13 protein-coding genes are annotated in these 11,828 nt (G+C 44.0%); 9 read left to right on the forward strand and 4 right to left on the reverse strand.

Translation table 11 applies throughout. The features are described 5' to 3' along the window. Positions 1-16 precede the first annotated feature (16 nt). Complete coding sequence (locus tag HRQ85_RS09895; protein WP_172379509.1) at positions 17-382, reverse strand: c-type cytochrome; 366 nt, start codon at positions 380-382, stop codon at positions 17-19. 244 nt (positions 383-626) lie between these two features. On the opposite strand from HRQ85_RS09895, the gene HRQ85_RS09900 reads away from it, so the two are divergent. The 3 genes from HRQ85_RS09900 to HRQ85_RS09910 all read left to right on the forward strand — a co-directional run bounded on the left by HRQ85_RS09900 (position 627) and on the right by HRQ85_RS09910 (position 1,637). Continuing rightward, entirely contained in the window at positions 627-878 is a 252-nt protein-coding gene (locus HRQ85_RS09900; protein ID WP_004733849.1) for a Rho-binding antiterminator, read from the forward strand. A gap of 8 nt (positions 879-886) precedes the next feature. Continuing rightward, positions 887-1,120, forward strand: coding sequence for a hypothetical protein (locus HRQ85_RS09905; RefSeq protein ID WP_004733848.1), 234 nt, complete (start codon positions 887-889; stop codon positions 1,118-1,120). A 67-nt stretch (positions 1,121-1,187) separates the two neighbouring features. Further along, positions 1,188-1,637: a GyrI-like domain-containing protein gene (locus HRQ85_RS09910; protein WP_050649955.1), complete on the forward strand. Its 450-nt coding sequence runs from the start codon at positions 1,188-1,190 to the stop codon at positions 1,635-1,637. 211 nt (positions 1,638-1,848) lie between these two features. On the opposite strand, the gene HRQ85_RS09915 is transcribed toward HRQ85_RS09910, so the two are convergent. Beyond that, positions 1,849-2,508: a glutathione S-transferase gene (locus HRQ85_RS09915; protein ID WP_172379510.1), complete on the reverse strand. Its 660-nt coding sequence runs from the start codon at positions 2,506-2,508 to the stop codon at positions 1,849-1,851. Positions 2,509-2,612: 104 nt separating this feature from the next. Here HRQ85_RS09915 and HRQ85_RS09920 point away from each other — a divergent pair, with 104 nt between their 5' ends. Next, the gene (locus HRQ85_RS09920; RefSeq protein WP_172379511.1) at positions 2,613-4,868 is read left to right on the forward strand and encodes a peptidase U32 family protein; all 2,256 of its coding nucleotides are present in this window, start codon (positions 2,613-2,615) and stop codon (positions 4,866-4,868) included. 131 nt (positions 4,869-4,999) lie between these two features. Here HRQ85_RS09920 and HRQ85_RS09925 read toward each other — a convergent pair whose 3' ends face one another. Continuing rightward, positions 5,000-5,464, reverse strand: coding sequence for an acyl-CoA thioesterase (locus HRQ85_RS09925; protein ID WP_017061819.1), 465 nt, complete (start codon positions 5,462-5,464; stop codon positions 5,000-5,002). Between the two features lie 149 nt (positions 5,465-5,613). Next, the gene (locus tag HRQ85_RS09930) at positions 5,614-7,437 is read right to left on the reverse strand and encodes an ABC transporter ATP-binding protein/permease (protein WP_050621371.1); all 1,824 of its coding nucleotides are present in this window, start codon (positions 7,435-7,437) and stop codon (positions 5,614-5,616) included. A gap of 576 nt (positions 7,438-8,013) precedes the next feature. Between HRQ85_RS09930 and artP the strand changes: the two genes are divergently transcribed. The 5 genes from artP to HRQ85_RS09955 all read left to right on the forward strand — a co-directional run bounded on the left by artP (position 8,014) and on the right by HRQ85_RS09955 (position 11,740). Next, positions 8,014-8,742 (forward strand): arginine ABC transporter ATP-binding protein ArtP, encoded by a 729-nt coding sequence (gene artP / locus HRQ85_RS09935; protein ID WP_032545343.1) that lies wholly within the window; start codon positions 8,014-8,016, stop codon positions 8,740-8,742. A 120-nt stretch (positions 8,743-8,862) separates the two neighbouring features. Further along, positions 8,863-9,594, forward strand: coding sequence for a lysine/arginine/ornithine ABC transporter substrate-binding protein (locus HRQ85_RS09940; RefSeq protein ID WP_016795731.1), 732 nt, complete (start codon positions 8,863-8,865; stop codon positions 9,592-9,594). A 3-nt stretch (positions 9,595-9,597) separates the two neighbouring features. Further along, positions 9,598-10,284, forward strand: coding sequence for an arginine ABC transporter permease ArtQ (gene artQ / locus HRQ85_RS09945; protein ID WP_017061822.1), 687 nt, complete (start codon positions 9,598-9,600; stop codon positions 10,282-10,284). After that, positions 10,281-10,949, forward strand: coding sequence for an arginine ABC transporter permease ArtM (artM, locus tag HRQ85_RS09950; protein WP_017061823.1), 669 nt, complete (start codon positions 10,281-10,283; stop codon positions 10,947-10,949). Before artQ ends, artM begins: the two co-directional genes overlap by 4 nt. Before the next feature lie 329 nt (positions 10,950-11,278). Continuing rightward, on the forward strand, positions 11,279-11,740 hold the full coding sequence (locus HRQ85_RS09955; protein ID WP_172379512.1) for a hypothetical protein: 462 nt from the start codon (positions 11,279-11,281) through the stop codon (positions 11,738-11,740). Positions 11,741-11,828: the final 88 nt, after the last annotated feature.

The following is an 11,828-nucleotide window of genomic DNA, read 5'->3' on the forward strand; positions in this document are numbered from 1 at the left end:
ATTGGAACCGCGTTTACTATTGGATTAGCTCTACGTACGTCAGAATATCCAGAGCATCTTGCTTGGTAATTGTCCCTTTCCACGTTGGCATACCTTGTTCTGCGTTACCTTCTAAAATGTCATCTGCCAAAGAACTTGGACTGGTAAAAAAGCCGCCTAGTTTATTAGCGATATTGGCGGGCTTGTGTGGCAATGAAGCGGCAGTGGGGCCATCACCGTGTCCTTTGTCGCCATGACACACCTGACAAAGCTGCGTGTATTTGGCTTTACCATTGGCAAAGTGCCTCGCATCGATTTCTGAGGCGGCACTCGCATTAAACGTCATCATTGAAGCGACTAAACCTAAAAAAGCTAACACGTGTAAATGGTTGATGGTTTTCATTGTTTTGTTCTCGATTATTATTTAACAATGAAAGAATAAGCAGGCGTGAGTAGAAGAAACGTGAATGGGTAAAGCGGGATTAAGCTAAGTTTAGAATTAGGTTTAGAAGCAAATTTAGAAATAGGTTTAGAAACAAGTTTAGTTACGGACGAACATCAATGTGATTTGGGTAAATGATTGATTATATGCATATTGCATAGTATGGCGTGTCGCATTAGCGTGGTGGATGAATTGGAGGGGTATTATGATTAGTTGCAACGATTACGATTATATTGAGATTGTGTGTATGCACCGATACCCAATCAAATTAACGCTGAAGTCTGGCGAGCAGATTGAATGTGTCGGATTAGATACTCAACGCAATGATAGCCGTGAAGAGTGCATTAAGGTCAGTATTCAAGGTGTAGAACAACTTGTCGTACTCACTGATCTTTCCACACTAGAAGTCTGTGTCGACAATCCTCATTTTCAGCAGATTTCATTCAAAACGTCATAGGCTTTCAAATGAATAACACCATAGAACAATGCTATTGCACCGCGTGTAGAGAAGACACACAACATGTTGTTGTGTTGGTCAGAAAGACAAGTGCGTTTGCAGACAAACCTAACCAAAAGCGAAGCGAGTTTTGGGCAGGCATGATAAAAGGTTGGTTCCTTGGCCCGTTTATCGCGTCAATGGATGAGTTTTCTCGTCACCTTGTCTGTGAAAAGTGTGGCCATAAAGAGATACAAGATTAGTCGCGTTATTTTACAAAACATTGGATTCAATACAGTTAGATCGTCAATTGGCTTAGGAATAAAACGAATGAAAGTAGAAACGATTGAAGCCGTAAAGGCGTATGGTTTTTCAGTAAGAACCACTAATACCGATGAGATGGACCCAGCAACAGCCAAGATCGGGCAATTGTGGCAGGTTTTTTTTGACCAGGCGTTTCCAAAATTAACCCCGGATTCAAAAGTGTATGGTGTCTACACCAACTACGAGTCTGACTTTACGGGTGAGTTTGATGTTATTGCGTGTACTAATGCACTTACGGATCAGGATTTAGATGCACTTGTAGAAACCGAAATACAAGCAGGTAAATACTTAACGTTTTCTGCTGAAGGTGAATTACCACAAGCGGTGATCGATCTATGGGGTGAAGTATGGGCGTATTTCAACGCTGCAGACTGTCCACATGTGAGAACTTACACGACAGATTTTGAACTCTACAAAGGTGAAACTGAAGTCGAGATTTCGATTGCGATTCAGTGACCAGTTTGAAATGAACAAAAGGCTTAGCTTAGACTGTGGTCGCTAGTTAAGAGGCAGTAGTTATCGGTAAATAGACAGCTAAGCCTTTGAATATATGATTATTACAAAGAAGATACAGTGTCACGTAATTATTTTATTACCCACGCTTTATCTATTCCAGAATTCCCCTAGATCACCCCAGATACCCTTAAGCCCCCCAAATTCTCTTAAGTCATCCAAAAAGACAATCTTGCTTGGTTTCATTCCACAGAGGGTATTGCTTCATTACTTGGGTGTAGAGCTTACTTTCAAGGTGCGCTCTTAACCAACGTCCAACGTTTTGGTATTCCGATTTCACAAACCACTTCTTTTCGACTCGTACAAACTGGCTGACAAAAGGCATTACCGCAAAATCGGCCAAGCTTGGGGGTTCTCCAAAAAAGTAGGGCTGATCGGTGAGTAGTGCTTCTAACTGACTAATGAAGGTTTCGCAGGCTTGTCGGCGTTGTTCAACATCGATGTTTCGGTAACGAACAGATGCACGATACTTTTCTAAGTGACCAATAAATTCTTCGTCGTTGGCTTTAATGAGCTGCTGAACTTGTTCGCTAAGCGTTGGATTGCTTGAACGCAGAAGATCTTGAGGATCGTTTTGTTGAAGTGCCCAGTTCATCACATCCAAGCTCTGTTCAATGACTTGTCCATTGGGTAACACCAATACAGGGACTGTTCCTTTTGGCGAACTGGCCAATAGTTCGCTAGGCTTGTCTTTGGTAACGATTTCTCGAAGTAACACTTTTTGTTGTGATAGTGCGATGCCCATTCGTCCGCGCATTGCATAAGGGCAACGGCGCAAAGAATAAAGGATAGGTAGATCGGATTCGTTCGGCATTATTGAGGTCATTTAGTTTGAAAAGTGTTGTACGGTGGTAAAGAGATCGTGATGTGGGTAGAATACGCGGCTTAAAAATTATAAGTAAGTGAGCGACTTCAAAAATGAGCAGAAAAATTGAGTTATTAGCCCCAGGTGGCGATGTAGAAGCGATAAAAGCCGCCATCGTAACGGGTGCTAATGCAGTTTATTGTGGTTTAGACACATTCAACGCTCGTAACAGAGCCTCTAACCTGTCGTTAGACGAATTGAATGGTGTGATTCGCCTTGCTCATGAATACGGCTGTGAAGTGTTCCTGACTCTTAACGTTGTGCTACTGGAGCATGAGACTAAGAGCATCACCAAACTGCTGAACCAGCTTGTGAACACCAAAGTGGATGGCATCATTGTTCAAGACTTGGGTTTATTCAACTTGGTTAAGAAGCATTTCCCATCATTAGACGTTCACGCGTCGACTCAGTTAACTACGCACAACGAAGGCCAGATTAAGTTCTTGTCTAAGATTGGCGCGACACGCGTTAACTTGTCTCGTGAGTTGAACCTGCCTGAAATCAAGATGCTGACGGAAGTGGCACACGATCACGATGTACTAACCGAAGTGTTCGTACACGGCGCTCTGTGTATCGCATTCTCTGGTCAATGTTACTCAAGCTCAGTAAGTGTGGGTAACTCAGGTAACCGTGGTCGTTGTAGCCAAGCGTGTCGTGATGAATACGAAATCACCAACGCGGGCAACAAGTTCCCACTTAACCTGAAAGATAACTCAGCTTACTATGACCTACCTGAATTGGTTGACGCGAAAGTCGACTCATTGAAAGTAGAAGGCCGTATTAAAGGCGCACACTACGTTTACACCGTGGTAGACACATGGCGTAAACAGATTGATAGCTTTGTAGAAAGTGGTTTGTTGATCGAAGACGATTCGAACCTGCACAAAGTATTCAACCGTGATTTCACCAACTCTTTCCTAAAGGGCAACCTAACGAAAGACATGTTCATCGATAACCCGCGCGACAACAGCATGAACTACGCTGTTGAGAAAGCGACGGAGCAGAACAACGAAATCTCAGTCGTACAGATTCAAGAAGTGACCAACGAACTTCACCAAGCGAAAGACGTTCTTGGTAACGAAATGCGTGACAAGATCGAGTTCCTTGATATTCGCAAGACACCAGTAGCCCTGTCGTTCAGCGCAAGAGTGGGTCAACCATTTACGGTGACTGTGAATACGCCAAAAGAGAACTTTACCCTTCAATCTAAATCGCTATTGAAAGCGGTTGAAGAGAAGGCGATCACTCAAGAGCTACTTGAGAAGCGATTCAAAAACGTGAAGAGTGCGGTTCACACGCTAGAGAGCCACGACTTCAGTGAAGTGGATGCGGGCTTGCTGATTCCTCTTAAAGAAGTTTCAGACCTGAAAGACGAGATCGACTTCATTCTGAACGGCTCTGTGGAAGTGATTAAGCACGTTGAAGTGCCAGCACTGCCTCAACACCCTAAAGTGAACGAGAAGCCGACTATGTCGATGCTTATCGCGGATGTGGAAGACTTACACCTGTGTGATGTGACTGACGCGGATGTTTACTTCAAACTTCCAGAAAGCTTCAAGAAGCGTTGTAACAAGTACATCGACATCTTGGCAGCAAACCCACGTTTGATTCCTTGGTTCCCAGCGGTATTGATCGGTAAAGATTACGACGAAGCGGTTCGTATTCTTGAGGAGATCAAGCCAGCTCGCATCGTAACCAACAACACGGGTATTGCTTACAAAGCTTACGAGATGGGTATTGAGTGGGTTGCAGGCCCGTTCATGAACACAACCAACTCTCACGCACTGGTTACTTTGAAAGAAGAGCTTAATTGTGCAGGCGCATTCATTTCGAACGAGATCAACAAAGGTCAGATTCGTCATATTCGTCGCCCAGAGAACTTCAAACTGTTCTACAGCATTTACCACCCAATCTTGATGATGACCAGCCGTCAGTGTTTCTTCCAAAGAACGGTAGGTTGTAACAAGCCAAGCATTGAAGCGGGTTGTATGTTGAAGTGTGAGAAAGCGACCACGATTACCAACGTGAAAGGCATCTCTTTCGCGGTTGATAAACAGAAGGGTGGCTACCCAAGCATTTACAACCACGAGCAGTTCTTGAACCACGACGCAGTAACGGATTTCTCTGGTTTGTTCGACGAGTTCTTTATCGATCTAACCAACATCGGTGCGGGTTCTAAAGAAGTGAAAGACAAAGTTGAGCTTATCAAGCATTTCGAAGCGCTACTGAACGGCGTTGAAGGTTCACAACAGAACCTAGAGCAGATGGTTGAAGTTCGTACTAATGCTCAGTACGTCCAAGGTCTATAGCGTTCAAAGTTTATAACGCTTAAACGCGTAACTGCTTATAAGCACTCAGAACCAATAAACAAAAGGCCACTCAATCGAGTGCCCTTTTTAATGTCTGAAACTTTCTGAGTCTTTATCAATCAGCGAATACGTTATTCCGTCACGGCTTCTTGTTTGAAACATGGGCTCTTCAACGTGTTCATCTTTTCGATTTCATTGGTTAAGCGCAGCGAGAGCAGGGCTTTTTGGTTCGAAGCAAAATCAAACATCACGATAGTCGCAGTGCCAACGGTCGTTAGTTTCTGTTGAGCCTTACTGACAATCGCGTATTCCATGGTGAATCGGTCATCTTGAATATCGGTAACACGTGAGCCGACCATCAAGGTATCTGGATACGTGACTGGGCGGAAATACTTACAGTAAGTGTCACCAAGAACAGGGCCAACTTTGGTAATCGCCATCTCTTCCATCAACTCAACGTGCTTGAAAAAATCTAAGCGAGCGGTTTCGAAATAGCGAAAATATACGGCGTTGTTAACGTGATTGAGTGCGTCCATTTCTCCCCAAGCGACAGGGATTTCTGTTACTACCGGGTAGTCAGATAATAGTGCTTCCATGCGAACTCTCTTATTTTTATGTAGGGATAAGTTGTTATTGGAATAAAAACCCTACCGCTAAATTAACAAAACTGCAACACGTGTGATTTAAGTTTTTGAAGCTTGAAACCACACAATGTCAGTGACTTAGTTGCACATCTACTCAATGATTACGCATTAAGGTGTTTGAATTGCAGCTCAACCAAGCGTTGGTACAATTCGCAGCTATTGATGAGAGACTGGTGGTCGCCGATGTCTACTAGCTGTCCTTTATCGAGCACCGCAATTTGGTCGGCGTGTTTAATTGTTGATAATCGATGGGCGATAATGATCGTCGTTCTGCCACGCATTAACTCTTCTAACGCTTGTTGTACGTGATGCTCACTTTCGCTGTCTAGTGCGCTGGTTGCTTCGTCCAACAATAGAATATTTGGATCTTTTAGAATGGCACGAGCAATCGCAATACGTTGTCTCTGTCCGCCAGAAAGCCTTACACCGCGTTCACCAAGAAAGCTGTTGTAGCCATCAGGCAGATTTTGAATGAACTCGTGCGCGTGAGCTTTCTTGGCTGCTTCGATCACTTGCTCGTCTGTTGCCTGCGGGTTGCCGTAGCGAATGTTATGGAACACATCGTTACTGAACAGAGCAGGTTGCTGCGGCACCAATGCCATCTGCTTTCTCAGCTCGTTAGGATCAAACTGATTCAGTTCAACACCGCCTAACGTCACTTTACCCACTTGCGGGTCGTAGAAACGTTGCAGTAGTTCGAACAGGGTGGTTTTACCTGCGCCAGACGGGCCAACCAATGCCAATACTTTACCTTCATGGGCAGTTAGCGTGAGGTTGCTTGTTGCGGGCTGGTCCGGTCTTGATGGGTAACAGAAGGTCACATCATCAAATGCGACTTCTGGCGTTACGTTAGCAAGCGAAGTTGGATTCGCAACTGGCGCAACAATATGGCTTTCAACTTGTAGGATCTCGATTAATCGCTCGGTCGCACCTGCCGCACGTTGCAGTTCGCCCATCACTTCTGAAATCGTACCTAATGACGAAGCAACCATGATTGCATAGAACACAAACGCGGCTAAATCACCTGCCGACATGGTGCCGTTGATGACATCACTGCCGCCAACCCAAAGCATGCCTGCAATAGCACTGAATACAATCACGATAACGCCAGAGATAAGAATCGCGCGCTGTTTTACACGCTGGCGGCCAATCTCATAAGCTTTTTCTACTTCTACCGCGAATGACGCTTTTTCTTGCTCTTCTCGGCTGTAGCTTTGCACCGTTTTAATGTGCTCAATTGCTTCACCTGCGTAAGAACCCACATCAGACATCGAATCTTGGCTTTGACGAGACAGGGCTCTCACACGACGCCCGTACACAAGAATTGGAATCAAGATAAACGGCACCGAGGCCAATACAATCAACGTCAGCTTAATATTGGTGGCAAACAGCATGATGATTGCACCAATACACATCAATGCGCTGCGCATCGCCATAGAGAACGACGAACCAATGATGCTTTGAAGCAGAGTGGTGTCCGTTGTGATGCGCGACATGATGTCGCCACTGCCATTGGTCTCGAAGTAACTCGGATGCAGTGTCACGACATGATTGAAAACCGATAAGCGAATGTCTGCACTCACGCGTTCCCCAACAGAAGAAACCAAATAGAAGCGGAAGAAAGTACCAATCGAGATCAACACGACCACGACCATGATGAATTGAATTGCGCTGCCTAAATCTGAGAGTGATTGTTGGCTAAAACCTTGATCGATGAGAAGACGAATACCGTGTCCGACTGAGAGGGTTAAGCTCGCCGTGAAGATCAACGCGATCAACGCAGCAATAACACGACCTTTATAAGGCTGAATGAATTTACTCAGCTCAAACAAAATACTGAGGCTTTTTTTCTCAGGTTTGGCATCGGGATTCTTTTGAGTCTGTCGCTGGTTTGAGTCGAGCGTAGAAGAGACATCGTTTTGCATATGACTGCCTTAATGTGTTGTCGCTTTAAAAATAGATGGCTTGTTGCTTGTTGCTTGTTGCTTATGGCTAATTGCTTATGGTTTATGAATTATTGCCTGTACTGCGCGTTGTTCGCTGGGAAGTAATTGTTGTTGAGAATAGAACCCATTAAAGCATTTATTGCGCTATGACGCTCCCTAGGAAACTCAATTTCCAATATTTCCTCACCACTAAGTGAATAATTCGAAACGACCTTAAAGGAAAACTAAGCATTCTGAACCAGTCAGTTGGATAGGAAAGTAAGCTATTTAACCCTAATTTTTATGCAAGTAAATTAGCGTTGATAGGAGAGTGCACACATAAACAAGCAACCGTGCGGTGATTTATAAATTGATAGTAAAACGTTTGCTATTTGTCTCAATATTAGCTTTATCAATGACTTACTATTTTTTGTTGTAAGACCAGTTATAGCGACTGTTTTTTATGCAATATTTGTTACAAAAATTCAACAAAGTAGTTTTTTATACATTTTTCTTGCATAAAACCTCGGATTGAATAGAATAACCAACAAATGACAATTAATGCAGTATTGTGGCATGAGTATTCAAGTAAAGAGCATCAACAAATCATACGGTGATACCCAAGTTCTTCACGACATCAGTTTCGACTGTGAGAGTGGCGAAACCCTGGTATTGCTTGGCCCAAGCGGCGCGGGCAAGAGTTCATTACTGCGTGTATTGAACCTGCTTGAAATCGCGGACAACGGCGAATTAGACATTGCGAATGAGCAATTCGATTTTTCAAGCCAAATCCAAGAGAAGCAGGGGCTTAAACTTCGTCGTAAAGTCGGCATGGTGTTCCAGCAATACAACTTATGGCCACACATGACGGTGATGGAAAACTTGATTGAAGCACCAACCAAAGTTGCAGGTTTGGATAAGCAAGAAGCGATTAAGCAAGCGCAAGAAGTACTAAAGACACTTCAACTTGCAGACAAAGCCGACGCTTGGCCACTTCAACTCTCTGGCGGTCAACAACAGCGTGTTGCGATAGCACGTGCGCTGATGATGAAACCGGATGTGTTGTTGTTTGATGAACCAACAGCGGCGCTTGATCCTGAGATCACCAACCAAGTCGTGAGCATTATTAAAGAATTGAGCGGAACGGGCATTACCCAAGTGGTCGTAACGCACGAAGTCGATTTCGCGAAGAAGATTGCTAGTCACGTTCTGTACCTAGAGAAAGGGTACATCGTTGAACACGGCACCAGCGATTCATTCGTTAATCCGCAGACACCTGAGTTTGCCGAGTATTTGACTCATTAAGTAAGTCTCTTATTAAAAGAAAGTTGACTCACTAGATTTAGCTAAACACAACATCAATTAAAACAATCAAATTATAAGAATGGCCACAGGCCGCTACTACAAAGTATTCGGAGTAACAAAATGAAAAAGATTCTACTAGCTTCACTTATCGGCCTTGCTTCTTTTAACGCAGCGGCTCAAGAAGAAATCAAATTCGCAATGGAAGCAACTTACGCACCATTCGAATACATGGATGAGAACAACCAAATCCAAGGTTTTGACGTAGACCTAGCAAACGCACTTTGTGAAGAGATGAAAGCGACATGTACTTTCCACAACCAAGCATTCGATAGCTTGATCCCTGCACTTAAATTCAAACGTTACGATGCAGCTATCTCAGCAATGGACATCACTGAAGCGCGTCTTCAGCAAGTGAACTTCTCTAACGCTTACTACGATAACTCTGCAGCATTCATCTCTTTTGAAGGCAAAGTAGCAGACCAAGCAGCACTAGAAGGCAAGCGTGTTGGTGTTCAAAACGGTTCGACTCACCAGAGCTTCCTACTTGAGCAAATGACTGGCGTTACAGCGGTACCTTACTCAAGCTACCAAGATGCATTCATCGACATGAAAAACGGTCGTATCGATTCTGTATTCGGTGACACAGCCGTTGTAGCTGAATGGTTCAAGAAAGAAGACAACCTAACGTACGTTGGCGACCAAGTAACAAACCAAGAGTACTTCGGTAACGGCTTTGGTATCGCAGTAAACAAGAGCAACCAAGAACTTGTAGACCAGCTTAACGTTGCACTTGCAGCAGTGAAAGCGAACGGCGAATACGACAAGATCTTCAACAAGTACTTCGGTAAGTAATTTATGGAATTAACGGGTTACTCTTTAGGGCTCGTCGAAGCAAGCTGGATGACTGTTCAGCTTGCGTTCGTAAGCCTATTGGTTGGATTGGTTCTAGCAGTTTTGTTTGCAAGTGGTGAGATGTCTCGTCGTATTGCAATCAAATGGCCAACGACTGCATTTGTGACGATTGTTCGTGGTTTACCAGAAATTCTGGTCGTACTGTTTATCTACTTTGGTTCGACACAAGTTCTGTTTATGATCACTGGCGACTTCATAGAAGTGAGCCCGTTCTTATCTGGTGTTGTTGCACTGTCACTTATCTTTGCTTCTTACGCTTCGCAAACCTTGCGTGGTGCATTAAAAGCAGTAAGCAAAGGGCAGAGAGAAGCAGCAAGCGCGCTTGGTATTTCTCAGTCTCGTGCATTCTTTCGTATCGTGTTACCTCAAGCGGTAAGACACGCACTACCAGGGTTAACCAACCAATGGTTAGTATTACTGAAAGACACCGCGCTAGTATCGCTGATTGGCGTAACGGATCTGCTGAAACAAGCACAACTAACATCAGCGGCAACGCACGAAGCATTTACTTGGTACGCGACAGCAGCTGCAATCTACTTGGTCATCACTTTAATCACACAAAGGTTGGTCAAAGTGATTGATGGTAAGTTCTCTATTCAAGGTTTGGGTAACAAAGGGGCAATGGCATGAATCAACAATACCTCTCTCAAATGCTTGAAGGCTTAGTGACCAGTCTTCAACTCACAGGCGCTTCATTGTTGGTTGGCTGTATCTTGTCACTGCTGATGACGGTAACGCTAATCCTAAGAATACCGGCGATTCACTGGTTAACTCGTGGCATCATTACGCTGTTCACCGGCACACCATTATTGGTCCAGATCTTCTTGGTGTATTACGGCCCGGGTCAGTTCGATTGGATTCGTGAAAGCTTCATGTGGACTTGGTTAAGCCAACCTTGGTTCTGTGCAATGTTAGCATTAGCTTTGAACACTGCCGCATACAGCACGCTACTGTTCAGAGGCGCATTCAACGCCATTCCAGCAGGGCAGTGGGAAGCTTGTCGCGCACTTGGTATGGATAAGGTAGCAACGCTTAAAGTGTTACTGCCATACGCACTGCGCCGCGCTGTTCCAGCTTACTCGAACGAAGTGATTCTAGTCTTCAAAGGCACGTCACTGGCAAGCACCATCACCATTATGGATTTGATGGGCTACGCTCAGCGTATCAACGGCCAAACCTACGACACACTCACCGTGTTCGGCATTGCTGGCGCATTCTACTTAGCAGTAAACGGCATACTAACGCTGATCTTCCGTCAGGTAGAGAAGAAAGCCCTAGCATTCGAAGCGGCGTAAGTTAGCCACTCACAAGCTTAATTAACGTATAAAGCCTGCCATTTATGTTCGCATAAATGGCAGGCTTTTTTGTGTTTTGGGGTATCTGTGGAGCGCTGTATTTATATTCAGTTAGTCGGGGGCTTTACGAAATTAATACTATATGGAAATATTCTACATTTTATCATTCAATGAGTTTATCTATGTTTTAAGTCACTGAATTGCTGTGATTAATCGTGGTACATTGCCGTGCATATGAAACTAGACGGAATGATTCTGTCTTTAAATGCAGAATTTTTCGGTCTAGTAGTTGTTAAGCGCCACTCACATTGTTTGCCAAGAGTACATATATGAGAAATGTAGCGATGCCTAAATTGTTGTTGTCATCTTGGTCTTATTGGGCTGACCGGGTCTCGTTAGAAAACATCAGCTATCCGGGTGTTTATGCTTTAGCTATCACGTCGGACGACCTTACTGGTCAAAAAATGTCGTTTGAAAACGTTGTATATATTGGAATGTCCAACTCTCTATCAGGTATCAAAGGCAGACTGAATCAACTTAATCGCTCGATAAATGGTGGTCGTGGTCATAGTGGTGGCAATACTATTCGTGATCACCTTGGCGAGTATTCGGATTGGAAAAATGATTTAGATTTGTATGTGTCTATCTGCCCAATAATTTGTGATGTAAAAAGACGCTCTATCGAAGATTTAAAGTTAATGGGCGCAGTTAGTTATATGGAATATGAGGCATTTTCTATGTTTAGGTCAAAAAATCCAGCACTCATCAAGCCTAAGTATAATAAGCAGTAAGCGCATAGCAAACTGTTAAGAGTGATTCGCAACGCATGGCATTTTCGCTATGTGTTGATTTTAGTGATTAAGGTGGTGTGCGGAGGCA

Source organism: Vibrio sp. Vb339, from assembly GCF_902751245.1.
In the GTDB taxonomy this organism is placed as follows: Bacteria; Pseudomonadota; Gammaproteobacteria; order Enterobacterales; family Vibrionaceae; genus Vibrio; species Vibrio coralliirubri.